The sequence below is a fragment of the Paenibacillus sp. FSL K6-1122 genome (assembly GCF_037977015.1).
Taxonomy (GTDB): domain Bacteria; phylum Bacillota; class Bacilli; order Paenibacillales; family Paenibacillaceae; genus Paenibacillus; species Paenibacillus amylolyticus.
Window position 1 is genome coordinate 5,306,961 of record NZ_CP150272.1, and the last position, 26,725, is coordinate 5,333,685.

Here is a 26,725-nt window from a genome sequence, read left to right on the forward strand (position 1 = left end):
TCCGATCGCTGTTATCCCCAGATTTTTAATTATTCTTAAAAAGGGGAAAATCCGGGGATAAACGCGCACGCTTCGCTTCTTCAAGTTATTTCTGACCTCTCCGTTATCGTGTAAATGTATAGTTTAACTTAGAAAATAAACACCTATTATTGTGCAACCTCTCTGAAGGTCGCGTCTGACTTATCGAGTGCAGTAACGACAGCTTCCAGTTTCAGCATGTTATTATAATGTCTCAGGTACAGGTTCGGGTTACTAAACGAGGTATACGATGTCCAACTGGCGTTAGCAAGTCCATTTACACGTTTGAACGTGGCGTCATTTCGGAACGTAGTGCTGCCGTCATTTTTCACGAGTGTGATGCTGCCATTATTATTGCGCAGGAAATAACCCGGATAATTCATGGACTCGAATGAAATGCCTGTTGCATTCGACAGCCCGGGAACGATACGGAATTGTGCATCTTCCGCCGGACTGACACTCCCATCAATCCGTGCTTGATAGTTGTAGTGACGAATGAAGCTGCCAGGCACATTGAATGACTCCAGCTTGCGGATATCCCCCGGTTGTCCGGACTCTTTCAATACGGTCATATGCCGGACGAGTCCGGTAAGACCTGCAATCTCTTGTTTGGCACCCCAAGTCTGGAAGTTGTCAGCAGAGTCGCTGTAATAATATTTTTGTGTTGCATAGCCGTCAAAGTAGATTCGCCATGAACCATTATCCAGCTGAACAAGCGCCGGACCTTCCACCCAAGAACCCCAACCTGCCCAATCCCCTGTACCTTTAAAGGTATAAGGACCCGTTAGCGAGGTTGCTGTCGCATATTCAATGTATTTGGTGGTCTCGTTCTTGGTAAAAGCATGATAGGTTGAGCCTGTCTTCACGATAAAAGTGTCGATATAATTGGGAGCAATGCCTGCCAGTTCAGTAGGTGCAGACCATGAGGTAGATGTTAGATTGCTGCCTGAAGCTGTGAGTACATAAGGTTTGAAATTCTGATAGTTGCCTGGTGAGAGGGACACGATAATGTTCAGACTGCCGTTGCTGTCTTTGAACCATTCTGGTGCCCAGGTGTGTGCAATTGTGGTAGGTGTGGATAATGTAATGTTACGGACAAATGTCCAGTTTACCTTATCCGGGCTGGAGGCGATGCCAATGGTGTTACCTGACCAGTTCGTGGTGTAAACAACGTAATATAGACCATCTGTGTGCTTCATGATGCTGGGATCACGGATCAGATTGGCCGGAGGTGTATAGGCTGGCCCTTTTAGCAAACCATAGTGGGTTGCATTATACGATTCATAGATGTACATATTGGACTCACTTGTGTTCGTAAAAGCGGATATCGTATATACACTTGTCGCTGCTCTGGCTGTATTGGGGAATAACATCGTTAATAGAAGTAATGTTCCGAGCAGCAGAATCATTCCGGCCTTGAAACCTTTGGACTTTCCTACTCCTACTCCTATTCCTATTCCCTCTTCCTTCTTCGTCAACATTGGGTCATCTCCTTATCCATGAGTGATGAACAGAGGAATACCTTACTGTATTACCAATGACAAAGCGTACCTGGGACTGCCACTGATGAGCAACACCTCACGACTACCTGTTCAAATTCCAATTACATGAAGCATCACTCCCTTCAAAGATCATGGATGAACACTCTTTATATATGTAAACGGTTACAATTAATTAAACTACAAGTGTTACCTTAGTTCGTTGTACCAACCTGATCACCACAGTTCCCCCATTCCCTTAGCTAATTCACTCCGCAAGACTGAATCCAAAGATTCACAAGCTCGAGTTATTTGACTAAGAAAATGAGGTAGTGTGACTGTGGTAAAAGGTGAAATGTTGCGTGCGACTCGAACTATCTCGATCCAGTTATTGTTCCCAACCATAGTTGGATCGGTAAGACAGCTAACGATCCATACATGAACTATTCCACCGCAACCCACGGATAACGGGATAATTCGTCCAACAGGAATCGTACACGTTCTGGTGTTCTGCCTTCTTCATCGAACAAAAGTAATTCATTCTCTTCCTGTAGCCATGCTACAGGAATTTTGTAATCCTCTTGCGGACCAATCTGCCAGTAACGGCCCAGATGATGTCCGTTTAGGTGAATGGTTCCTTTGCTCATTCCGGTCAGGCGAAACATCAGGTTCACCTTATGGTGCTCGGAAATAGAAGGTTTCGCGAAACGCCAGCGGTACCAGACCGGCTGACCATACGATCCTCGGACTGGAGTATGATTGGATACAGGGTGAGACTTCTCACTCAATGTAGCACGATTAACCGATTCATTCGTGGTGTGGGGCACCAGATTGGCAGTACAATTGCCACATGCGGCGATACCAGGCTGTCCTACACGCTGGATTGACCCCTGTGCTCCAGGATGGATCGATTCCTGTCCTACCTCGTAGCTCTCCCATTGTTGCGGAAGCAATGCATCCGTCCCCGCCATACGCCAATCCTTCAGTTCTCCCTGACTCGGATATGTGATCAGTTCCAGTCGATTCAGCGAAGAGCGGCTATACGGCATTTCCAGTGTATTCGTCTCTCCGGGCTTGATATACAAGGAGATGTCTAACGTCTGGAAGGCAAACCAATCCTGATATCCTTCCATCGGAACTTCGATACCATTGATACGAAGACCTTTACTCAAAGCACCCACAAGAATCGCCCGATCCATGCCATCCAGCGTAAAACTTCTGCTCAGAAGTGGCGCCCCATGTATAGAGTTCACCTCATCGAGATGCACAAGTCCACGCTCCATACGCCAATCCCGACGAATATCCTGAACCTTGCCATCCAGATACACAGCACCAGCCAGACCTTTGCTCTCACCCAAATACGGGGAGAAGTTCAATCTGCCCATATGCTGTACCAGAATCTGAAGTGTATTCTTCCCTTTGGCCACCTGCAACTGCACACCTGCTGCCCCTACCTGACGAACCAGTGCCTGCTGAACACCATTAACGATGATTCTGGCAGTATCCTGGATATCCGGCAAAATGAGGTTAGTGACCCCTTCGGTTGGACTCTCGAAATCACATTCGTACAATAGATAACCAAAATCTTGTCCATACCGGGAAAAGTCTTCCGGTTGTCCACTCGCCGAGCGTTGCTTCGCAGTTAACGTAACACGTGACAGCTCAGGAGAATCAGACAACGTCGGCGCACTCGGTGATGTCCATGGAAGCTGCTGCTGTATACCTGCAATAGACTCCTCGCTGGCATAGAATTCCCGACCTGTTAACGTTTGTTCTCCATCGGTCCAGTCACCAAGCAGCGTAATTGTGCGATCCGGATCAGTGATCATACCCTTGACCTGACCAGATGGTAACACGTCCACGTCATCAAACCCGATCACATAACGTAGTCCCTTCTGATCTGTTGCTTCCAATCGCCATGTTCGATTCATCGATTCTTGATCCAGAATGACGAAACGGATCGGTGTGCCGTTTGCTTCCAATTGGATCATTCCCGGCTCTTGGAAATGGAACAGATCTAGACGGTGTACGTTCCTGGCTGGATCATGTTCGACCAGCACTTGCACTGTACTGCCCGTGACGTTTAATACCTCGGCTTCCAGTTCAACAACAGAACGCTGCCCGGCAGCCGCCACGATGAACAGAGTCAATTCTCCATTTATCATTTCATTGCCCGTAATCATCGTACCCGCAGTCAGGTATACGTGTTCAGCAATCTGTACTCGATCCAGCAAAGGAACAATCTGTCCTGGATTCAGCGATACGGGAAGAGTACGGCCTTCCTCCAAAGTAATGTGCATCGTCTCGCGTTCATCCTTGTGACTCTCAAGGAACCAAATCTTCTGGTTGTCAGCCTGTCTGCCTCGTACAGATATGCCTTCAGGATGACGTACAACGATCTGTTCTTCTGGAATTTCCTCTGTTTCCATCAGAAGGGCCCCGAAAGCATGGACGAAATAGGACAAATTCTTGGTTACTGCATATTTCGGTGTCACCCGTCCATATTCGTTCAGCGGTGCATCATAGTCATAGGACGTAATCATGAAGATGTCACTGCTACCCATCGTTCTGCCGCCATATCCACCAAAGTTCGTGCCACCATAGAACATATAATGACTGATTCCGGTATACCCGGCACGCAAAATCTCCATGATACGTCTCTCCAGCAAAGGCGCCGTCTTCTGAATGGCTGAAGGCCCTCCCCAATTCTCGAACCATCCGGTCCAGAATTCCGTGACCATCTTCGGGGTGTCCGGCTGTTTGACTCGAAGTTTCTCATAATGCCCGTCAGCACCTGACCAGAAATTAGCCCCTTCAATCGTGCCTTCCGCCCCGCCAACGCAAGTGATCAGCGTAGCGTCAATGCCACGTTGCAACAATCCATCCCTCAGTGTATTCATATGGTCACTTGCAGCAGCGTCATCCATCAAATACCCGTACTCATTCTCCACCTGTACGAGAATAACCGTACCCCCGGCCGATAACTGGCGTTCCCGAATGATCGGCACAATCCGGTCAAAATACAAATTCACATAGTTCAGATACGTCTCATTATTTTCCCGGAATTTTACGCCGTCCTTCGTACCAAGCCAGTATGGAAAACCGCCAAAATCCCATTCTGCACAGATAAACGGACCCGGACGCGCGATGACCCACATGCCCAGTTCTGCGCACAAATCCAGAAATGCTCCGCAATCGTTGTCCCCTTCAAAGGACCACTGACCTTCTTCCGGTTCATGCACATTCCACGCAAAGTAGGTGTCGATGCAATTCATGCCTGCCAGCTTCGCCTTCAACAGAATCTCACGCCATTCCTCCCTTGGCATACGGAAATAATGGATCGTGGCACTGTTCAGAAATACACGCTCTCCGTTTAGGAAAAAGCTGCGTGCATCGTATGTTAATTCAGATAGAACACCATTCTCAGCCCTGGCGATGTTCTTCTTCTGTTCCTGCAGCAAAAGGGATGCTTTCTCTGTCAAAGTTATCCCCTCCTTCTCTTTATTGATATAAATTGAACTAAAATTATTTACACTGCACACTTCGATGACAGAACAACCTTCCGATCGCTGTTATCCCCAGATTTTTTGATTCCCTTTTCTCAAAGGGAAAATCCGGGGATAGCGTATGCTTCCGATGTAGCTTTCTTGTAGAAAGCTTGTAGGCGAACGCTTCGCTTCTTCAGGTTTTTTCTGTCCTCTCCGTTTCTGTGTAAATGTTTAGTTCAATTTATATAGGTTCATATGTCCTGTAATCTTTTAAAAATATGAGTTCAACTAATGAATATTTACACTGGCACTCCGATGACAGAATAACCTTCCAATCGCTGTTATCCCCAGATTTTTTTGATTCCCTTTTCTCAAAGGGAAAATCCGGGGATAAAGGCGACCGCTCCGCTTCTTCAGGTCCTTTCTGTCCTCTCCGTTTTCTGTGTAAATCTGTAGTTGAACTTATATTCCTTAATCATCAGTTCCCCTGTAACGTCACGCCTTCCAGTACAACCGTTGTGATGGAATTGTCCGCCGTAGGTACTTCCACTCCGTTGGCGTACACCGGGATGTCTTCAAGCTGTTCCATGTTCCGATCCGGTGAAGTTTGATACACCTGAGCGGTGGATGATTTTCCATACGTATACCCTGCCAGTTCAAACGCCGTTGTTCCCGCTGACAATTCATTACGAATCACCAGCACCAGTCTCTGATGTTCCGCGTCATAGGCAGCCAGCGTGCGTCCACCATCCGTTGGAATAATTGTCGCGCCGGGACGAATAAACTTCGTGAACTGAGCCATGCCGTAATACTGTTTGGTCATCTCGTACTGCTCTTCCCCGTTGAAATTGGCATGAATGAATCCCCAATTATTATTGGCACCTTCATCTTCAACGGCCTGCCAGTATACCCAGGCGGATGGCTGCATGATTTTCAGATCAAACATGATCCGCTCCGCCAATTCTTGCACCGAGGTCATATCCTCATGACTGTGCGGCTCGCTGCCGCCGGTTCCGTACTCCGACATCCACAGCTTTTTGCCATGGCGTTCTGCCAGCGTGCGCAGCTCTTCCATTTTGCTACCATTATAGGAGTGGGTATTGATCTGCTGGATTACGTCCAGCGTGTCCTGATCATAGAGGTTGAAATTAAACACCGTCTCATCAATGCTGTTATCGTCCGCGGCACTAATGACGGTTCCATCCAGTCCTTTGCTCTTCAACGATGCAGCAACTTTCTTGATAATCTCGGCCTGTTTCTCATTGGTAAAATGACTGCCTTCCTGCATATTGCCCTTCTTCCACCAGTCGGAGGAAGGTTCATTGAGTGGATTCAGTGTGCGGAAGGTGATCCCCCACTCGTCCCGATAATGCTTCACAACTTCGGTCAGATAATCGGCAAACGCATCAAACTGGTCGTCACGCAGATTATTGCTGCCATCCACGGCTCCGGTAACGGATCCACTGATCGTCATCCAGTAAGGTGGTGAATTGGAGAATGCTTCGGCAATGTTCACACCGCGCTCCATCGAACCCTGTAATACAGCACGCTGACCTGCATCAGCATCCCAGTCCCACTCTCCAGGTTCAGGCTGGAAACCAGGTACATCCCCGCCGGGACGAAGAGCTTTCATCTCCGGATTTTCCTCACCGCCAATATTGTAACGAACGATGTTCAGACCTAATCCTTTCTCCGGATCAAAGACCAGATCCATCACTTCACTAACCTTCGCCTGATCCTTCCATCCGCCAAGATCGTTGGCCCACCAGGCAAGTGACGTACCCCAACCTTCAAAATGATCATAGGACTGATCCAGCTTCAGACGTACCGGTTCCCCTTGAAATACAAGTGTTTTGGATGATTCATTGGCAAAATGATTGATAACAATTCCTCCTCCTGCCAGCAGGGCAATCAGAGCGACACCCATGAGGATATAACTCCGTTTGCCTCTGCTGCGTTGTTCTTTATGCGCCATGGGCTATACAATCCTTTCTCCATGTACGTTGATTACTCCGTTGACCTTGAACATCAAGTTCAGTACATACAATCACTACAGACACTTCGGTTACTTGATTCCGCTACTTCCGCCGCTAATGTTCGCTTCATAGACATAACGTTGTCCGAACAGATATACCAGCACCATCGGAATGGTGAGAAACAGGGAAGCAATCATCACGAGGTTCCATGGCGGCATCTGCCCGCCACCTACCGTAGTCAACAGCTGCACTCCAAGTGCCAGCGGCATTTTTTCCGGATCATTGATATAGATGAGCGGTCCCATGAAGTTGCCCCAGTTATAGGAAAATGAGAAGATCGCAATGGCCGCAAGTATCGGATACGTCAGTGGCATGATGATCTTCCAGTAGATTCCCGGGTGTCCCATACCATCGATCATGGCGGCTTCATCCAGTGATTTTGGAATACTCATGACAAACTGCCGAATCAGGAATACGTTGAACGCTCCGGCAAAGAAACTCGGCACGATCAGCGGGTAAAATGTATTAATCCAGTCCAGATGACGGAAGATGATGAACTGCGGTACCATCGTCACCTCACCCGGAATCATCATCGTACTGAGCAACACAATAAACAGGAAACGGCTTCCTTTTGCTTTGATTCGGGCAAAGCCGTAGGATACGATCGAAGCTGATAATACCGATCCGACAATCGTAAAGACGGTAATGATGACCGAGTTTTTGAGATACGTGCCAAGATTGTTATTCGTGAAGATGGTATAAAAGTTCGACCATTGGAACTCCATTGGAACAAAGGTAAAGGCTGATTTGACGGTTGTTGCGTCACTTGCCAGTGCAATGGAGATCATGTACAGGAAAGGCGAAGCAAGCAGCACCCCGACCAGAATCAGAAAAATATAGGATATCGTCTTCTCCACAGTCGATGGATTACTCATTGGCTTTTCCCTCCTCGTAGTGCACCCATAGCGCCGATGAACGGAATACAACGAGTGTCAACGCCATGATGATGATGAATAGTACCCAGGCAATCGCCGATGCATATCCCATTTTGTAGAATTGGAACGCATTCTGGAATAGGTAGGGAACAACCATCTGACTTGAATTGTCAGGTCCCCCGGCAGTAACGATGAATACCTGCGCGAAGGTCTGGAGCGCTCCAATCATGCCAGTCACGAGATTGAAGAAAATGACGGGAGTTAGCATTGGGAATGTAATATGGAAGAACGATTGTGTACTCTTCGCTCCATCGATGGCAGCGGCCTCGTACAGCTCCTGTGGAATGCCTTTCATCCCTGCAAGCAGCAATACCACGCCACCACCCACACCCCATAAGGACATAAGAATCAATGCAGGCTTAACCCAGTTGGGATCAAGAAGCCAGGCAGGACCCTGAATACCGAAGATCGCAAGTGCCTGGTTGATCAATCCTTCCGTCGGCGCAAGCAAGTGGATGAAGAGCAATGAACTCGCAACCACCGGAACAACGGAAGGCAGATAGAACAGAATACGGAAGAAGGTGATACCTTTGATTTTCTTGTTGAGGTAATATGCAATCCAGAGCGAGATCGACATGCCCAGCGGAATGGATATCAGCGCATAGAAGAATGTATTACCGACGGATTTCCAGAAGATCGGATCATCGGTCAGTAGCGTTTTGTAATTGTCGATACCGATGAATTCAGGGGACTGGAACAGATCCCAATTCGTGAAGCTCATATAGATGGAAAACAGGATTGGACCCAGGGTCAGCCCCAGAAACCCGATCAGCCAAGGCGAGATGAAGATGTAGAACCATTTCCCGTCCTTTTTTCTCACGTTAAGCCCTCCCATGACGCAGAGAGCAGATGGAACCCGCATTCACGCCGATTCCACCTGTCCTGCTGTCGCTGCTATTTGTGCATGTTCAGAAAAAACCTCTATTTGTAGAGTCTTTCCAGTCCACTCTGAATTTCGGTTACGGTATCATCAAGCGAGGCTTTGTTGTTGAAGTACACACCCAGCTTATCGTTAATGAGCTTCATCATTTCGTTCCATTGCGGGTTGAACGGTTCTGCATAGATCGTCGATTCACTGAACGCAGCCATGTTGATTTTTTTGCCGCCGTATTCAGCATTCAGGAATTCATCACTGGACAGACCTGCTTTGGTTGCAGGAGCATCCTGACCGGCTTTGACCATTGGCATCTGTGCTTCCGGTGTGGTCAGTGCTTCGATGACTTTGAAAGCTTCTTCCTTGTGTTTGGAAGCGTTGGTAATCGTTAACCCGTTAAAGAATGCGTTTGTTTCGCCCCATACCGGAGAGATATCCCAATTAATGCCTTCCACCTTGGCAAGTGAACCGATGTTCCAGAACCCTGTCGTTTCCATGGCGATCTTGCCTTGAGCGAACAGCGGATCAGCTCCGATATTCCCCATGTCGGCAATCTCGGTTGGCGTTGGTCCCGCACCGTGTGTGAAGGTCAGATCATTCATGAATTGTAATGCTTTCCGCACAGGCTCTGTATTGAAGGTTGGTTTACCGCTCTCATCGAACAATGAGCCACCGTTCTGGTAGATCAGCTGCATCCATTGCGGCCACCAGCTGCCAGGGTAGTAACCCCATTGAGTCGTCTTGCCGTTCTCCTTCACCGTCAGCTTCTGAGCTGCCGCCATCAGATCGTCCTGCGTCCAATCTTTGGTTGGATATTCCACCCCAGCCTTGTCGAACAGATCTTTGTTATAAAAGAGGACCATCGCGCCTGCCCGATCCGGCAAACCAAATTGTTTGCCATCATACTTCATCAGGTTTGCGATATCATCGGAATAACGCTCGGACATGTTCACATTGTTCGCCTGAATCATGTCATCCAGCGGTATAATCTGATTCTTGGAGGCGTAAGCCTGATAGTTCTCGGCAATCATCATGATGTCCGGTGCCGTTCCTCCGGCGATCATGGTCTGTACCTTCTGGTCATAATCCCCTGCAACCACGTTCAGCTTCACGTTAATATCGGGATACGTCTGTTTCACAATGTCGAGTCGTTCCTGATAAATCTTCTTCTCATCCTCCGAGCCCCAGATTGTCATGCTCAAATCAACCTTGCCACCGGACTCGCCGGAAGAACCGTTTTTACTCCCGCTGCTACAGGCTGTCAGACCCATTACCATGACCAGCATCAATAACGAAATGACCTTTAGACTTCTTCTCATACGTTACGCCCCCTTGATATAATGAATGGATGACTATAATGAAACCCGTTTCATGAAATGGGTTTCATTAAGCTGAAACATAAAACCCGTTCCACTTTATGAAAGGGGTTTCATTCACGCACTCATTATATTTCACCCTTCAAGGAAATGTCAACGCTTTCTTTTCCAATTACAGGCCCCTTTATCTTGCAGCAGGTCCTGTACTTTGACGCACAATTAGCTCCGGTTGCAGAACGATCTGCTTCTTCGGTTTGCCTTGGTTAATCAACTCATGCAGCACATCTACAGCCTGTTTTCCAAGCTGATACGTGTTCTGGGATACGGTTGTCAGTTCTGGTATAACGGCACTGGCGAGCGGTGTATCATCAAAACCTACAATGGATATATCTTTCGGAATCGAGAGCCCATGCTCAATCGTCGACTTGATCGCACCAATCGCTGTGTTGTCATTGACGCAGATGACTGCGGTGGGTGGATTGTCACGATCCAGCAGTTTGGACATCTCCCGTTTGCCGTCGTCGATGGAGAAGCTACCGAGCAGTTGCCGTTCTTTTGGTATTTCGAGCCCATGTTCCCGAAGTTTCTTCTGCACAGCTCTGACCTTGACCATGGTGGTGGACAACTCTTTCAGACCGCCAACAAAGGCGATATCGCGATGCCCCAGTTCAAGCAAATGCTCAGCTGCAAGGGCTGCCCCTGCACCTTCATCCGTGTACACCCGGTGGAACCCGCCTTTGGCAATATTGCCATTGACCAGCACGATTGGCATACGTTTGCCCATATCAATCAATTCCTGAGCCATGTCATCTGGACAGACCTGCATGTTGATTCGCCCGCCGAGAAAAATAATCCCGTCTACCCGCTTCTCTCGCAGGATGGACAAATATTCAGATTCCCTGTTGTAGTCGCCTGCGGTATTACACAGAAAGAAGGTATACCCCAATCCGCGAGCCTCATTCTCCGCACCCCAGAACACTTCCGGGAAAAACGGGTTTGTAATGTCCGGCAGGATGATGGCAATGGTGCCCGTCTCTTTCTTGATCAGACTGCGCGCCTGCGCGTTTGGCTGAAACTGGTGTTTTTCAATGATGGACATAATCTTCTCTCGGGTGCTTGCACGCACAGGTGCCGTATCATTCAGTACTCGGGAGACCGTCGCTACAGATACATTTGCTTCTTTGGCGATGTCGTATATGGTGATCGGTGTCATAGCGGAACCTTCCTTTTTCTCTAATTTTCCCTATTTTCCCTGCTTATCATACCAGATAAGGAATGGCGATGAAATGGGTTTCATTGACGGGCGAATGATTTCACACTGAACCCATAGAAATTCCGGGTATAACATTCATACGTAAATTGTTCGTTGCATTACGCATTAGCGTCAATATATACAGGACATGTTTGCTTTTCTTTATTTCACCTTCTAATCTGCGTTTATGGTCCATATATTAAATTGTAAGCGAATTCATTGGAGATTAGAGGAGTGTGAACAACGTCATGATCATTCAAGTCAGTCCGCTGGCAGAAGCAAGACTTACTGAAAAGCTGGGAGATCGACCAGGCTATTTCAAATTGTTTTATGATACCGATGGATGCGGTTGTGACGGAATTGCGGTACTTCTGATCTTGAACGAACCGGATAGCGATGATGTTACCGTAGAAGCGGGGTCGCTTCCCTTTGTAATCAACAAACAGCAGCAGATTTACTTTGAACCCTCTCTGCGTCTGCAATCCGAGCACAGTTTCCCTTCATTCCGACTGAGTAGCGATTCCATGATCTATGGCAGTAATGTCAAAGTCCATGATTTACGAGATACCGCAGACGTAGCCCCTCAGCCCACTGGATGGTTTGTACGATAAACGTTGAATTTGTACTATAATCAAAACCTCCCAAGCCCAGATGTCATGCGGGACGGGAGGTTTTTTATCAATTTTATTGAGTTTATTAGGCATTATTTTCGTAAACATTTCATGTGAACTAACGTTTGCTGTCAGTTCAATGTAACTAAAATTACTTCACAACAATTTCAATTGGGTTCATGGTCATAGAGATATCCGCGGTCATATCCACAAAGAGATTTTGTTTCCCTTTTTTGGTTACTATAAACTCATCTTTAACCTCAACCAATTGACCTGATTTAAACTCAGTTACATATCCCACATCCGCATAATTACGCTCCTCGTTACTACCGGAGAAGAAAAAACGAATGATTGGTTCTCCATGAGATACTTCAACTGGTTTAATACCTGTATATTTTAAAGTTCCTTTTACTTTCAGTGCCTCACCCGTACTTATAACAGTTGGTGTGGTTACTTCAAGAACGAAATCAGATGCTACTACACGTTCAGTAATTGTATCTTCATTTTTTTCTTTTGGTGAACATCCCGCAAATATCATGGATACCACTAATACCAACATTAAGATGCTATTACTCATTTTATTAATTTCATATCACCTCTTTCATACTCTAACGAATGATGTATAGAAAGGGTTGCTCAATTTGTTCCTTGATTCTCCTGAACTATCGTTTACTGTTAGTTCAATCATATATCACACGAATTCAATTAACTTCCTATCTATTTCTGCGATATCACCAATTTCTGATGTACCATCCCAAAGGATAATTGAAGAAGCTTCATCGTTTTCAACAAAATCATCAAGTTGGCACAATTCACCCATGAACAGAGCTCCATACTCTGTCCGTTCAGGTCCATGATAACTTGGCTGGAGTCTAAACTTCATTAGCCCTTTGAATTCAGCCGAATTAATATTTTGATTGGTTTCCTCAAACAATTCTCTAATTACACATTGCTTCGCATTCTCTCCAGCTTCAATAATACCACCTGGAAGTTCCCAGTTGTTTCTCCACTTATTATGCATGAATAGATACTTCCCTTCGCACTTCACCACAATTAGAGCATGTGTTAGTGGAGCATCCAGTGTGCTTGTAATGACCTTATCGTACTCGATACGAATAAATTCCAAAAAAATGTTACCTCTTGAATCTGTCATGATTTCCATTTTTACGCCTACATTTCTTTTGTAAAAAAAACGCACTAGACCTAAGTCCTGCGCGTTTTACCAACTTCCGTCTAATAAAGTATTCACCTTTGATTCATGGTCTCTCTGTGCGCCGTTTTGAAATTTGATGTGAGAGAAGAAGGGAATAAGTAGAATAATATTGAACAACTACATAATCATTAAAATAATCGATGAACATATAAATGAGGTTGGCAAAATGAATAATGATAGAAACTGGACAGTTTTATTTATTGGTGGAGCATCAGGAATAGGTAAATCAAGTATTGCTTATGAGATTGCTCGATATTATGGTGTGAATGTCTTGGAAGTAGATGATGTTCACCTATCCGTAAAAACAGTTACAACAAAGGAGCATTTTCCTGTAATTCATTATTGGGATTCTGATATAGATGGGAAATACTTTGGAGTTGACGGCACGGTAAACTGGCTGATTGATGTCAGCAAAGAAATGGTTCCAGTATTAAAAGAGCTTGCAAACCGGCATATTGAAGATAAGTTACCTATCATTATTGAAGGCGATTTTATCTATCCCGAATTAACATTATCTTTCGATAACCCACAGGTGAAATCAATATTTGTACATGAATCAGATAAAAATCAAATAGTGCAGAATTATCTAGCAAGAGAAGGTGGCGAATTACAACATGATAGAGCTGAAGTAAGTATTTCGTATGGAGAATGGATAGCAGATACCTGTAAGAGAAATGGAATTGAATTCATTGAATCAAGACCTTGGAATACTGCTTTAAACAGAGTAATAAAGTGCTTAGTGTAATACGGACATTAGGATAAATTGCTTCTTGTAGCTCTATGGGGAATTAACGGCACTTATTGAACTAAACTGTCCATTAGTTGAATAAAAGCAGCCAATCAAAAATGATCGGCTGCTTTCTTTGTTTTATTGAGCTAACGTTTTCAGCTAGCTTAAGAGTAATTCACTTTTTTAATTGAGTCATCTTTTTCAGGAGTACCGCAGTGCAAACAGATATAACACTGGCTAAGTATAGAAGAGCATATGCTATGGCAGCATAATATGTAAGTTCAGCTTCAATATCGGAGCTTGTAAGAAGCAGAATAATGGAAAAGCCAACAACAAAAACCACAGTACCTAACAGCACATTTTTAATTCCTTCTTTCACATACTCACCTCCCAGGGATTTTTGACAGTTCCCGACCTGCTATTTTAGCATTTATAATTTTTCCTCCCTTAGGCTATTCTCGATTGTGATCTAGCCCTTTCCCAAAACAAGTTTTTTGGTTGTATGATTCGAAAAATTCGGAATGAATATCCAGTGTTTTAATAGTGAGTAGATATCCATTTATCGTTTTAGTAATCATTTCAATTTCAGATACATTGTATGAAGTTATATCCATTTTCGAAATGATCACTTGCTTACTAAGCACTTTTGATAAAGAAGAGGTAATTTGTTTCTTTACATCGTCATTTAAACTTTCAAACTGGAGTACAAGGTTTTCAAGGTCATCCTTGCTATCTTTCATAAAACTGTGGGATTGGATAGCACTATGCTTTGGAGATGAAGACTTGATAGCATAAATCTCAATGATGTCATCCATATTAAATTTAAAGTTTATACCTTCTTCTGTTTCAACAATTAGGTAGCCTTCCTTTAATCCTTTAGCAACACCACGGAAAAATTCATCTCGATTATTAACTTTGAATACTACAGAATGTTGTTCTTTAACTGTCATCTCAATAAATTGTCTCTTATTCATCATATTATGCAATGTGCTCCCCTCCCTTTTAAAGATAAAGTATTCTATATGAGATAGTACATTATTCCATTGTCCTTACACTAACCTGTCCGTTAGTTCAATAAGTTAGATGAACAGTATCGTCCGGGTCTGAACCAGCTGATCCCCATACTTCCCCTTCAACGCGATAACCGCCACCACTCCATTGAAGCAAGTAACCTCCAGTATTCATACCTTGGGTGAAACCTTCTTTAATATTTATCCAATCAAAAGATTCCCCGGCAGCAATCGTTCTAGCGAAATACACTTTACTAGTATCTAAGTGCGTTAAACTAACATTGACTTCATGGCTACTATTGTTCTTCATAAGCAGTTTTATGTGTACAAATTCCGGATTTACAGAAAAGGGTTGCTGTACCGTTGCGCCTCCAGAAGCAATATAGTGGGAGGGTTTGCTCTCTTGTTCGCTTAAAGAATTAGAAAGGGTTGTACTTTCGGACTCGCTTGATAATACACCAGATTTTGGAGTAGACATATTCTCTTGAGTTGGACTTGTTGAATCACAGGCAGTTACGGTCGCTGTTGTTAACGCTAATGCTACAATAGTAAAAAATAGTCTCTTTTTCTTCATTACTTCATTCCTCGTATTCTTTTATTAGTTATTCTAAAAACCTATAAGAAGCTCCTCGTTGTTAACAACGCTATCAATCAATAAAAGTTACACCTGTAATTCACAAGATGGCATTGAGTTACCTTCCCGTTGCTGAACAAAAGCAGCCGATCAGGTTGATCGACTGCTGTCTGAAATTTATTGAGTTACCGTATACTTTTAGTGTAACAAATGACGACTGATAGCATTTGACACTTCAGTCATCGAAAACCGAAATGCTTTTCAACTTCCAATAACATCTGATCTTTATTGGACTGAGATGTTCTCATAAACCATTTTAATTGGTACTGCTCTGCTTGTTGCAGGTAATGATTCGATGCTCGAACCACCGTGTTTAATGTTTCGTCCCGTGCACGTTGTGGATCTGATAAATTAGGGAACACATCCTCCATGCCTCTCAGATGATCTCGATCCAGATACTCCGCTCGAATTAGGCCATCTTCTGCAAACATATAAACAACGCGATTGGGGTTAACAATCTCCCTTAGATAAGCAGGTTCCATAAAAGTATCTACTACGATTGGCTTCTCTTTCCCCATCTGTAACAAATCCAAAATAATAAACTCAACGCTTTCATCAAACACTGAATTTAACCAGTGACTTCTATCGTTCCCACGCCCTAAAAAGAACCATTCCCAATCAATGAAGTGTCGTAAAATTGCTGGATGATCCTGCGGATTAGCCTTTTTTTGATAATCGAAAGTGTGGTCATCGGAGGAATAATAATTCATATCCCATTTTGAAGAAAGTAACTTTGTCATCGTGCTTTTGCCGCCACAAGGGCCTCCACATATCCAATAAACGTGATCTAAATATTGTCTTAATAGTCGGTCTGAAATTTTCATTATACAAATATCCCCCTTGTCTAAGATTATTTCTCAAAAGGGAGCACGTCTATTCTTGTTTGCACTAAATGTCCAGGTCGCTGGCATTGCCACACCGCCTTTCCGATCTTAATTTCTGATAAATTTATTCCTCGGAATCGCTTTTTACAAAGTAATTACCGTGAGAAAAAATCTGTTTGGTATCAGCAGTTAAATGATCTAAGTTATCCACCGTTTCCTTCTCGGAAATGAAGGCATCTTTCTCGGTTACCCTATTAAATGTTCCAAAAGATGTCGTTATACTACTGACATTTTCTAGAGCTCTATTAATTTCCTCTTCTAATAATTTTACTGCAGGACCAAAATCCGGATAGTTTGGATTATCCGCTTTAGCATCATCATAATAATTACTCGCATAAATACTCAAAGCAGTCACTGCCGAAACAGTCATTATAAATGCCGTACTGATAAAGAATTTTTTCATTGGAGATCACCCCTCAATCGTTTCTATAATGTGTGTGCATTCATAAATTCTTTGCCTTCAAGTTCAACTGGGCCTTTGTTTTAGTAGATACCAGATACAACAACTAATGATCTGTATACTGCAAAGCGTGAATCGGTGTACCTTTAGTGACTTCACCTGTCAATGTATTTATTTCTAGTGGCTCTACTAAAACCTTCCAGCCATTTTCGCTTTCGAAAATTTTATACGGGAGTGGTGGTGACTGTTCGTAGTCTTGTCCTGCATACTTTTGAACTACATAAAATTGAACTTCATCCGTGTTGATTTGTTTGCTTTCCACAATTTCATATCCTGTAGTTGGATTGGTTTTAAAATCCTTCACATATCCTTCTTCACGACTTTTCTCATCCAAATAATTGGTATCTTTAGAATAGAACATCATTCCTTCAACATCCCTAGCAATGTAAGCCTGAAAGTACTCCGTTGCCGCTTCCATCGGAGTTTGGGCTACGACTCTTTCCGCAGTAGTAGTCGATGCTACTAAAATAGAACCAGCAACAACACTGGCAAGTAAAAGCAATACTAATCCTTTTCGTTTCATGGATTGAGAACTCCTTTTTAGTGATAGAGTTGATAGAGTTGGTAATAGCGATCAAATTTTCTTTGAGATCTATTTAGTATAACGCATCGAATTATTGGAAAGTTTTTATATTTATGAGAAATATGTTTACATCTATCTTTTAGCCTCTTTATCCAAACACTTCTTTACGCCCACCTAACTTAATGTTAGATTTTATAACATATTATTATGAAAGCGAGTGGGTTGAAGATGGATCTGCAACAGTTATTGAATATCCCCATTCTCTCCAAAGCAAAGGTTATTGCAGGACATCGCGGACTAGATCGCTTGGTGCAATCAATTAATATTATGGATGCGCCAGATATTGTCCAATTCCTGAAGGCGGGAGATATGCTGCTGACCAACGGTTATATCTTGAAAGAGCGTCCTGATGCTCATCTTGCATTCATTACAGACATGCATACTATTGGCTGTGCGGCGCTTGCTGTCAAGACTCAGCGTTTCTCTCTTGAATTATCTCCGCAACTGCTTGAGACAGCCGACAGGCTAGGCTTCCCAATCATCGAACTGTCTGAGATTGACAATACACTCGGTGAGATATTTCAACATTCGATTAGTGCCATCCTTCAGAATAAAACCCATGAGCTACATTATGCCTTGTCTATTCACAAGCAATTTTCCACGATGGTCATGCAGGGAAAAGGCATACCATCCATCGTAGATACGTTGTCTCAACTGCTATCCTCACCTGTACTACTGCTTGGTTCGAAGAAGCAGATTACGGCAAGCTCCCATTATGCACAACAGATGGATGACCTGTCTCTTGCCGCGCCCATACTGACATTTATAGATGAGCACCCTTCCTTCCACACCGCAATCTCGATCTGCCTGCTTACTGCTGATAAATATCGACACGCCGAGCTTCATCCCATCTTCACGGATCGGCACGAGGGTTATTTGATCGCACTATACGACAGTTCCGCAACCTCTAAACTCTCCACTCTGGCACTGGAGCAAGCCGTCAATGTGATCGGTCTCGAGTTAACCAAGAAGCAAGCCGTCAAGGAGCGCTCCCGCCGTTACAAAAATGAATATTTCTCCGATCTCATTCAGGGTTTCATTCGTTCGGAACAAGAAGCGCTGCATCGCGGCAAGAAATATGGGCTGCAAGCCAAAGGAAGTTCCGTTCTGATCATTGCCAAAAAGGATGAATCCTTAGCGGGCATACCTAAACAGAACTCTACTTCCTCCGGGGAAGAGCGATTAATCTCGGAACGAGACGCTAATTATGAGCTGATTAAACAGGAATTCGCCAGATTGGATCTCTCCTTTGTCATGTTTACTAAGAACGACCAGTTCGGCATACTCGTCTTTTTGGCTGAAACGTCTTGGGACGAACACACCGTTGTTCAGCAGCTTGAGCGGATGGCGATCAATCTGTATACAGAGTCGCAGCTCAGCCTATCCTTCGGCATAGGTAATTCCTACACGAATGTATTGGATATTGGACTCTCCTACAAAGAAGCAGTCAAGGCGCTCCAGTCCGGCTATCAGATGCGAAAGACCCGCTTCGCTCATTCCTATCAAACCATGGATATAAGCCGTCTGCTGCGCATGATTCCCCACGATGAGATGCTGCAGTTCCATCATGAAACCTTTAAGCCCTTCAACGACCGAGATCCAAACGAGCGCAACGAACTGATGAAAACCTTGTCCTCCTTCTATGAGAATCATTGCCAGATCGTCGATACAGCCAAAGAGCTCTTTGTACATCGCAATACAGTGATCTATAGGTTGGAGAAATGCGAGAAACTAACCGGCAGGAACATTAAGGACCCAATGGAGAGCCTTCGCTTCCGACTTGCCTTCGCACTTGAGTCCCTTTTGAATGTTAATCCAGCCCCTAGTGAAGCTAATCATACGTCTTAAATCGAGAACGTGTCATGTATAATGACACGTTCTTTTGTTTTCTTTTCATATTCAATTCACGTTCAATCTTCATTTGTGCATTTTAACTGATTTAATTCTATTTTTATGTTCAGAGTAACTAATGACAATGATGCAAACAGTCTATATGATTAGGAATATATCCATTAATGTCATGTTAATTAACATCAATAACATCAAGAAACGAAAAAACATCAGGCTGTAGGAAAGGGGCTACCTATCATGGCTATACAAATACAAGGCGTATCCAAATCATTTGTCAGTGCAACCGGAGAAGATATTCAGGTCCTGGCTGAGGTTTCGATGCAAATCAAGAAACAGGAGTTCTTCAGTATCGTGGGACCGAGCGGTTGCGGCAAAAGTACGATTTTCAATATTATCGCAGGTCTGCTTAAGCCGACAAATGGGAAGGTTATCGTCTGTGGCGAAGAGATCGATCAGACCACCGGACATGTCGGTTATATGATGCAGAAGGACCTGTTACTTCCTTGGAGAAGCATCCTGGACAATGTCACGCTAGGCTTGGAAGTGAAGGGCATGTCCAAAAAGGATCGCGGCGATATTGCCATGGATTATCTGGATCGCTATGGCCTGGCCTCATTCGCAGAAGCCTATCCCTCCACACTATCAGGCGGTATGCGCCAACGTGTAGCCCTCATTCGTACCCTCGTTACCCAGCCCGATATTATATTACTGGATGAACCCTTCTCCGCACTTGATTATCAGACCAGACTCATTCTGGAGGATGAGATCTTGTCTATCCTGAAATCCGAGGGCAAGACAGGCGTCCTGATCACGCATGACATCGAGGAAGCGATTGCCATCTCCGACCGTATTGCCGTTATGAGTAAACGACCAACAACCGTGAAGCAGGTGTATGACATTGGTCTCGCCTCGCAATATGGCTCAGCACTGAAAGCCCGCTCCGACCAGAAGTTCAAACAGTATTTTGAATCGATCTGGTCAGAGCTTGATATCCAAATGGGGAGGATCAGCTAATGAAGAGCACATCACCTGAAGTTACCCTTGCCGGAAAGCCTGCTGGAGTTGCGAAAAGCAAACGCAGACAGCCCACCTTCTCCAAAGAATGGCTGATGACGATGCTGTGGCGGTTCATTATTGTAGCGGTCATCCTGGTGATCTGGGAATCCGCCGTTCGTCTGAAACTTGTTAACGGATTCCTCATGGGATCACCAAGCGCCATTCTTGATGCCGCCATCACCATGGCTAGCTCAGGACAACTGCTTACAGACGCGTTTGCAACGGTGAATGCCACCGTTATCGGCTTTGTAGCCGGAAGCTTAATCGGATCATTGGCAGGACTGCTCATGTGGTATTCCAAGTCCGTTGCCCGTGTGCTCGATCCATTCATTGTAGCGATGAACGGTATTCCGAAGATCGCACTTGCTCCCATGATTATCATCTGGTTTGGCTCAGGCATCTTCTCCAAAATTGCTCTGGCCTCCGTGGCGACATTTATCGTCGCGCTATTATCCGCCTACCAAGCGACGCATCAAATCGACGAATCCCAGATTAATCTGATGAAATCCTTCGGTGCAAAGAAATCACAAATTTTCCGCAAAATTATCGTTCCTTCCTCTCTGCCATGGATCATCTCGGCCTTCCGGATCAATATCGGTTTGGCACTGGTGTCTGTTGTAGGTGGAGAATTCATCTCTTCAGATAAAGGACTTGGACACATGGTATTCGTCGAAGGTAACCTGTTCAACCTTCCGGCCGTATGGGTCGGCGTGTTCATGCTTATGCTGGTCGCCATGCTCCTCTACACCTGTGTCGGTTATATCGAATCCCGTCTCCTTCCATGGAATGACAACAAGACCAGCAGCAAATCCACATCTGTATAGCTGACCTACAACGATTAAAGGGGACTGATGACTAATGCGTACATTCAAAAAGATAGCTTTTCTAACAGCGATGACGGTTATTTTGACTACACTGCTCAGTGCATGCGGAAGCAATGCCACAACACCCGCGAGTGGTGCAGGTGCATCTGATAGCGGGGGGCAAGCAAATACGCAGGTGGACAAAATTATGGTCTCCGAGGTGTATCACAACCTGCTCTACCTTCCCTTGTATGTAGCGAACAACCAAGGTTTTCTAGAGGAGAATCGCATTGAGCTATCTTCCATCCGTGCTGCCGGAAGCGGTCCAACAGCATTGTCTTCGGTGATCTCAGGCGAGTCGGCGTTCTCCTTCCATGGTCCTGAGCATGTCGCATTTGCTAATGCAAAGGGCGGAGATGCTCGCTCACTGGTCCTTCTATCCGGCAGTGCTCCAGTATGGGCAGTTGCGCGAGAAGGAGTAACCGTGAACTCGACAGCGGATTTCAAAGGTAAAACCATCGTTGTGGGCTTGGCACCTACAAGTTCGAACAGCTTACTGCAGAAACTATTCGCTGACAATAACATCGATATCGACAAGGATGTGACGATCACTGAGGTTCAGAATGGCTCCGAGCTTGGTGCTGTATTAGCCGGCAAAGCCGACATTGCCATCGTTTACGAGCCGCAGCTGGATCAAGGCATTGCTGAGGGACTGCATATTGTCCATGATTTTACGAAGGATTATCCTGACTTTGCCTTTGCAACCATGAATACAACTGCAAGCTTCATTGAAAAGAATCCTGATCTCACCCAGCGCTTTGTCACCTCTATTGAGCAAGCTCTGGACTACATTCAATCGAATCCTGAAGGCGCAAAAGCAGTTGCCGTGAAGGAATTTCCGAATCTGGACAAAAACGTCGTGGAGCAAGCGGTACAACGCATGATCGACAGCAAGGTATATCCTGCGGAGGGGCTCATCAATGAATCAGCCTTCGAGACCGCAATCGACATGCAACGCTTCATCGGCAATCTGAAGGAAGACCTCGCTTACGAGGAGATTATCGATTCAAGCTTCACCACCAAATAGAGAGAGAAAGGGTGATTACTCTGAACCAGGACGACTATCTCACACACCGCCGTACAGAAAGCGCCAAATATGCGGACGGAGTTATTACAAGCGAGGAGCTTGCCCTATTTACAGCAGACTTGGAGCTGATTCGAAACTTCAAGTTGCCAGAAGAAGTAGGGCCCAATCCCCCGCATAGGAGCGTGCCTCTGCGATGATTACGAAACCACTTAACGAGCTGACGATTGCTGAAGCCGCAACACTGATTAAAAATAAGTTGATATCTCCTGTTGAGCTTACAAAATCCTATTTGAATCGCATTGAGAAAGTAGAGCCTTCTGTGCAAGCCTTTGTTACGGTCACCGCCGAACAGGCTTTGCAGGCCGCGAGAGAGTCTGAACAAAAACTGATGAATGGCGAATATCTCGGTCCTCTGCATGGTATTCCCTATGGAGCCAAAGACATTATCCATACCGCTGGCATACGCACCTCCGCTGGATCAAGTACCTTTCCAGACTTCGTACCCGGAACGAATGCAACAGTGATTGATAAGTTGCAAGCTGCAGGAGCTATCCTGCTCGGCAAGACAACAACGACGGAATACGCCTTTCAGGGAGGAGAACCACCAACCCGCAACCCATGGAATTTAGAACATACCCCGGGCGGTTCCAGCTCCGGCTCTGCCGCTGCAGTAGCGGCTGGCATGGCTTCCTTCACACTCGGGACACAGACCTTTGGATCTCTGCTTAGACCCGCAGCTTACAACGGATTAACCTGTATGAAACCCACTTACGGCAGAGTTAGCCGTAATGGTGTCATCACAGCCAGTTGGAGCCTGGATCATATTGGCGCATTCACTCGGTCCGCACAAGATAACGCAATCGTTCTGGAAGCAATGGCCGGGCAAGATGAGCTGGACTCCTTCACGCTTCCTTATGGCAAGCCAGACTTAAAAAATGTTCTTGAGCATCCTATTTCAGAAATGGTGATCGGTCTCCCGAGCAACTTCTTCCAAACCGATGAACCAGCGATCTTGTTAGCGGTAGAGTCGGCAATCGCTGTGCTTGAGAAGCTGGGCATGCAATGGAAGAAAGTTGACCTGCCCTCTTATATGGAAGAGACCATTGCTGCTCATCGTACGGTTATGCGGGCAGAAGCTGCCGCCTTCCATCAGGAACGCTTCGCGGAAGCCTCTGATCGTTACGGCCACACGATGCGGGAGCAGCTTGAACTCGGTTACCAGACGAGTGCCGTTGATTATTTGCAGGCACAACGCATCCGAACGATATTCCGGAGCGAGATGATGATGCTTTTCGATGAAGTGGATGTGTTATTGACTCCATCAACACCCTATGTGGCCCCATACGGCTACAAGACGGGGAGCCCGATTTTTAACGGACCGTTCACCAATACGGGTCTACCGTCCATCACCGTACCCATCGGGTTTGATACCACCTCAGGGAAGCAATTACCTATCGGCATGCAGCTTGCTGGTCCACTCATGCGAGAAGACCGCCTGTTGTCCATCGCTCATCATTATCAGCAGGCTACGAACTGGCATCAGTTAACACCAATCATACACATTCATTAGGAAAGGAATGACCGCTACGATGTCTACCATCATACATGCAAGTGCAGCACCCAAGTTCCCGCTTCCTTTCTCCCATGCTGTCCGCGCAGGAGATTTCCTCTACGTCGCAGGTCAGGTAGGTGTCGATCCACAGACGCTTGAGCCCATTGGCGGCATTAAGGAGCAGACGGAGCAGTGCATTCGTAATATTGAGGTGATCCTGCAAGAAGCCGGACTTACACTCGATCATATTGTGAAGGTAACCACTCATCTGGCCCGAGTCGAGGATCAACCCGAATACAACGAAGTGTATGCGCGAATGATTAAACAACCCTATCCCGCCCGTATTACCGTATTCAGCGGTTTAGGCCCTTATTTAATTGAAATGGAAGTGCTGGCGTATGCGCCTTCCATTCGAGGAGAGTAACACACACCAAAGAGCACCTGTAGCCATAGATGGGTACAGGTGCTCTTTTTGTTCTAGAAACCCGGTTCTCTTTTGAGAAAAGGGTTTCTTTTCGTATTCCTATTTTGTTTTGAAGCGAGATGCTTCTTCGGCCAGTTGTTTGGTCAGTCCATCAATTCTCTGCACCATATCTGTCAAATGTTCCGTCATGCCGGACTGTTCCTGCATTGTTGCTGTGACTTCCTCAACAGAAGCCGACACCTCTTCACCGGAAGCAGACAAGTTCTGTGCCGCCCCAATGACATCATCCTTATCACGTTCAATGGATTCGATCTCTGTGGCAATAGCTTGAACCTGGCTCATCATCTCATTCATATTCTCGGTGACAAAATTGAATGTCTCCTTGGTCTGGCTAACGCTGCTCTTATGCTGTTCCGCAATCGCTTCAATAGCCTGAACACTTCGGTTATTCTGCTCCACGTGATCAATGGTCTGCATTACAATTCGGTTGATATCCTCCGATTGAGCTGTCGTCTGCTCTGCCAGCTTGCGGATCTCAGAAGCAACGACTGCGAAGCCACGTCCCTGATCACCAGCTCTCGCCGCCTCGATCGAAGCATTCAACGCAAGTAATTTCGTCTGATTTGCGATTTCGGCAATCGTACCTGTAATCTGGTGAATGCCCGAGGAGCTTTCGGCGAGTTGCACTGTAATTTTGGAGATGTTGCCAACTTCAATCTCGTTCTGCCCGTTCACCGCAATGAGTGCATCAATAACTTCATGATTATTTTTGAATGCATCCGTAATTTCATCTGCCTTGAACTTCACTGCCTGTGACATTCCATTCACGTTGGCAATCTTGTTACCAACATTCATGAATTTGTCCACAATGGCTTCCGTATCGTTCGCCTGGGACTCCATCGCTCGTGAGATCTCAAATGCTGTTGTCGTTGTTTCGGCAATCGTGGTCGAAGTTTGCTGAGTGGACTGTTCCAGCTCGGATGTACTTGTTTTCAGGATGCCGATGGAATGGTTCATGCTGGAGATCAGCTGTTTATTGCCTGCTGCCATGGTATTGAAGCTGTCCACCAATTGTTTGAATTCTCCGCTATATTTACCTTGAGCCTGCACCGTCAGATCGCCGCCTGCAAGCTGTCTGAACAACACAGTTAGTCTTGTAATTGGTCTGGTTACCAGCAAAGAGATCAGAATACCCGCTACGACGGAAATCGCAATAGCACTAAACAGAACAATATACATCTGTTTTGCCATCGCACGCAAAGGTTTCTGCACATCACTCAGTTTATCTTCAACAACGACGGTCCAGTCCGATCTTGGAATTTTGGAGTAATATGCCACTTTCTCATCTGTGCTAATATCCCCTTGCTGTAGTTCAGCGCCAGGAGCAAGATCTACCAATGATTGGTATTCGCCGGACTCCATCTTCTGGCCTGCCAACTTCTCATCCGCTGAATCGTAGATGACCGTACCTACACGGTCCAGAATGATCACTTTTCCCTCATCATTAATATTGATATTTTGTAGCTGATTAACGAAGAACGAGGTGGATGCTGCAGATACGAGCACTCCCTGTACTTCTTGATTCTCATTGTAGATTGGCATGGCAAAAGCCGTACCTAGTTGTCCTGAGGACTTGGCTACAATCCCTTCACTAATCACGTTTTTACCCTGAATTGCTTCTTGAAAATATGCCCGATCTCCGCGTTCTGCCTTGATAACTGCCGGATCATTCGCTGCAATAATAATGCCATTCCGATCCAACAAAATCAGACTGTTGTTACCTTCCATACCTGCCAGACTGTCTGCGAGAATACCACTTGCCTTATCCAGCAGTTCATTGTTTTCCGAGAAAAAATTCTCCCCTTCCTGTCCATCCGTATTCCGAATCTCCAGCAGATCCTGGAAGGTCCGATGTGTTGTGATCAAAAAGGTGGATTGTTCTTCCAAACTTAGTGAAGCATACAAACCTGCCCCCACCCGGTCCGAGGTTGCTTTAATCTCATCTTTGCTTTTGTCGAGTGTGATTACAGCCGCTACAGTGTAGGATACTACTGCAGTTACCGCCAGTACGATACACACCAGCAGACTGATCATAAGTGGCAGTTTGACTCTGAACGACATGTTGCGCATGCGTTCTCTTGCCTTGCTAAATACCATGATTACATTCACCATCCATTTTCATTTTCATCATTATGAAGTCCAAATTCTATGTATCTACTTTATATCGGTCGATATCAAATAATCTGTAAGCTGTTTCGCCAGTTATACTAGGTCAAAGGCCACTGCAAACGATTGGAAAATGAAGACTTTGGGTTAATACAAAATATGACATCAACATCGTATAATATATGAAATACATATCGTGCAGGAAGAGGGACAACGCATTGAATCCGAAAATGCCTACTTTATTAAATGTCGAATAGGAGAAGT

At 45.3% G+C, this 26,725-nt stretch carries 24 protein-coding genes; 8 read left to right on the forward strand and 16 right to left on the reverse strand.

Annotation, left to right across the window (positions count from 1 at the left end):
- Positions 1-146: 146 nt before the first annotated feature.
- The 7 genes from NSQ20_RS23775 to NSQ20_RS23805 form a co-directional block, all read right to left on the reverse strand.
- Positions 147-1,499: a glycoside hydrolase family 43 protein gene (locus tag NSQ20_RS23775; protein WP_340031014.1), complete on the reverse strand. Its 1,353-nt coding sequence runs from the start codon at positions 1,497-1,499 to the stop codon at positions 147-149.
- A 440-nt stretch (positions 1,500-1,939) separates the two neighbouring features.
- Positions 1,940-4,978, reverse strand: a complete 3,039-nt coding sequence (locus NSQ20_RS23780; protein WP_340031015.1) for a beta-galactosidase — start codon at positions 4,976-4,978, stop codon at positions 1,940-1,942.
- Positions 4,979-5,462: 484 nt separating this feature from the next.
- Entirely contained in the window at positions 5,463-6,959 is a 1,497-nt protein-coding gene (locus tag NSQ20_RS23785; protein WP_340031016.1) for a glycoside hydrolase, read from the reverse strand.
- Between the two features lie 90 nt (positions 6,960-7,049).
- A complete protein-coding gene (locus NSQ20_RS23790) occupies positions 7,050-7,895 on the reverse strand; it encodes a carbohydrate ABC transporter permease (protein WP_017687022.1) in 846 nt (281 codons plus the stop codon).
- Entirely contained in the window at positions 7,888-8,775 is an 888-nt protein-coding gene (locus tag NSQ20_RS23795) for a sugar ABC transporter permease (RefSeq protein WP_036668619.1), read from the reverse strand. The genes NSQ20_RS23790 and NSQ20_RS23795 overlap by 8 nt, the downstream gene beginning before the upstream one ends.
- A 101-nt stretch (positions 8,776-8,876) precedes the next feature.
- Positions 8,877-10,148, reverse strand: coding sequence for a sugar ABC transporter substrate-binding protein (locus NSQ20_RS23800; protein WP_076252824.1), 1,272 nt, complete (start codon positions 10,146-10,148; stop codon positions 8,877-8,879).
- A gap of 181 nt (positions 10,149-10,329) precedes the next feature.
- Complete coding sequence (locus NSQ20_RS23805; RefSeq protein WP_340031017.1) at positions 10,330-11,358, reverse strand: LacI family DNA-binding transcriptional regulator; 1,029 nt, start codon at positions 11,356-11,358, stop codon at positions 10,330-10,332.
- A 275-nt stretch (positions 11,359-11,633) separates the two neighbouring features.
- Between NSQ20_RS23805 and NSQ20_RS23810 the strand changes: the two genes are divergently transcribed.
- Positions 11,634-12,008 (forward strand): iron-sulfur cluster biosynthesis family protein, encoded by a 375-nt coding sequence (locus NSQ20_RS23810; protein ID WP_237177085.1) that lies wholly within the window; start codon positions 11,634-11,636, stop codon positions 12,006-12,008.
- Between the two features lie 151 nt (positions 12,009-12,159).
- Here NSQ20_RS23810 and NSQ20_RS23815 read toward each other — a convergent pair whose 3' ends face one another.
- The gene (locus tag NSQ20_RS23815; RefSeq protein ID WP_340031018.1) at positions 12,160-12,567 is read right to left on the reverse strand and encodes a hypothetical protein; all 408 of its coding nucleotides are present in this window, start codon (positions 12,565-12,567) and stop codon (positions 12,160-12,162) included.
- A 132-nt stretch (positions 12,568-12,699) separates the two neighbouring features.
- Positions 12,700-13,134: an NUDIX domain-containing protein gene (locus NSQ20_RS23820; RefSeq protein ID WP_340018134.1), complete on the reverse strand. Its 435-nt coding sequence runs from the start codon at positions 13,132-13,134 to the stop codon at positions 12,700-12,702.
- Between the two features lie 253 nt (positions 13,135-13,387).
- On the opposite strand from NSQ20_RS23820, the gene NSQ20_RS23825 reads away from it, so the two are divergent.
- Complete coding sequence (locus NSQ20_RS23825; protein WP_076252828.1) at positions 13,388-13,966, forward strand: hypothetical protein; 579 nt, start codon at positions 13,388-13,390, stop codon at positions 13,964-13,966.
- A gap of 160 nt (positions 13,967-14,126) precedes the next feature.
- Here NSQ20_RS23825 and NSQ20_RS23830 read toward each other — a convergent pair whose 3' ends face one another.
- The 6 genes from NSQ20_RS23830 to NSQ20_RS23855 all read right to left on the reverse strand — a co-directional run bounded on the left by NSQ20_RS23830 (position 14,127) and on the right by NSQ20_RS23855 (position 17,462).
- Positions 14,127-14,330, reverse strand: a complete 204-nt coding sequence (locus NSQ20_RS23830) for a hypothetical protein (RefSeq protein ID WP_047843932.1) — start codon at positions 14,328-14,330, stop codon at positions 14,127-14,129.
- 73 nt (positions 14,331-14,403) lie between these two features.
- On the reverse strand, positions 14,404-14,937 hold the full coding sequence (locus tag NSQ20_RS23835) for a hypothetical protein (RefSeq protein WP_076252829.1): 534 nt from the start codon (positions 14,935-14,937) through the stop codon (positions 14,404-14,406).
- 85 nt (positions 14,938-15,022) lie between these two features.
- Complete coding sequence (locus NSQ20_RS23840; protein WP_076252830.1) at positions 15,023-15,535, reverse strand: hypothetical protein; 513 nt, start codon at positions 15,533-15,535, stop codon at positions 15,023-15,025.
- A gap of 239 nt (positions 15,536-15,774) precedes the next feature.
- The gene (locus NSQ20_RS23845; protein ID WP_076252831.1) at positions 15,775-16,419 is read right to left on the reverse strand and encodes a hypothetical protein; all 645 of its coding nucleotides are present in this window, start codon (positions 16,417-16,419) and stop codon (positions 15,775-15,777) included.
- Between the two features lie 124 nt (positions 16,420-16,543).
- The gene (locus tag NSQ20_RS23850) at positions 16,544-16,882 is read right to left on the reverse strand and encodes a hypothetical protein (protein ID WP_340031019.1); all 339 of its coding nucleotides are present in this window, start codon (positions 16,880-16,882) and stop codon (positions 16,544-16,546) included.
- Positions 16,883-16,985: 103 nt separating this feature from the next.
- Positions 16,986-17,462, reverse strand: a complete 477-nt coding sequence (locus NSQ20_RS23855; RefSeq protein WP_340018139.1) for a hypothetical protein — start codon at positions 17,460-17,462, stop codon at positions 16,986-16,988.
- A 228-nt stretch (positions 17,463-17,690) separates the two neighbouring features.
- On the opposite strand from NSQ20_RS23855, the gene NSQ20_RS23860 reads away from it, so the two are divergent.
- The 6 genes from NSQ20_RS23860 to NSQ20_RS23885 all read left to right on the forward strand — a co-directional run bounded on the left by NSQ20_RS23860 (position 17,691) and on the right by NSQ20_RS23885 (position 24,295).
- On the forward strand, positions 17,691-19,370 hold the full coding sequence (locus tag NSQ20_RS23860) for a PucR family transcriptional regulator (protein ID WP_076252833.1): 1,680 nt from the start codon (positions 17,691-17,693) through the stop codon (positions 19,368-19,370).
- A gap of 240 nt (positions 19,371-19,610) precedes the next feature.
- Positions 19,611-20,387 (forward strand): ABC transporter ATP-binding protein, encoded by a 777-nt coding sequence (locus tag NSQ20_RS23865; protein ID WP_036617567.1) that lies wholly within the window; start codon positions 19,611-19,613, stop codon positions 20,385-20,387.
- Positions 20,387-21,253 (forward strand): ABC transporter permease, encoded by an 867-nt coding sequence (locus tag NSQ20_RS23870; protein ID WP_076252834.1) that lies wholly within the window; start codon positions 20,387-20,389, stop codon positions 21,251-21,253. The genes NSQ20_RS23865 and NSQ20_RS23870 overlap by 1 nt, the downstream gene beginning before the upstream one ends.
- A gap of 34 nt (positions 21,254-21,287) precedes the next feature.
- The gene (locus NSQ20_RS23875) at positions 21,288-22,319 is read left to right on the forward strand and encodes an ABC transporter substrate-binding protein (RefSeq protein WP_076252835.1); all 1,032 of its coding nucleotides are present in this window, start codon (positions 21,288-21,290) and stop codon (positions 22,317-22,319) included.
- A gap of 193 nt (positions 22,320-22,512) precedes the next feature.
- Positions 22,513-23,889, forward strand: coding sequence for an amidase (locus NSQ20_RS23880; protein ID WP_076252836.1), 1,377 nt, complete (start codon positions 22,513-22,515; stop codon positions 23,887-23,889).
- A 19-nt stretch (positions 23,890-23,908) separates the two neighbouring features.
- Positions 23,909-24,295, forward strand: coding sequence for a Rid family hydrolase (locus NSQ20_RS23885; RefSeq protein WP_047843941.1), 387 nt, complete (start codon positions 23,909-23,911; stop codon positions 24,293-24,295).
- 99 nt (positions 24,296-24,394) lie between these two features.
- Here the strand turns inward: NSQ20_RS23885 and NSQ20_RS23890 are convergent, their stop codons facing one another.
- Positions 24,395-26,452, reverse strand: a complete 2,058-nt coding sequence (locus NSQ20_RS23890) for a methyl-accepting chemotaxis protein (protein ID WP_340031020.1) — start codon at positions 26,450-26,452, stop codon at positions 24,395-24,397.
- Positions 26,453-26,725 lie beyond the last annotated feature (273 nt).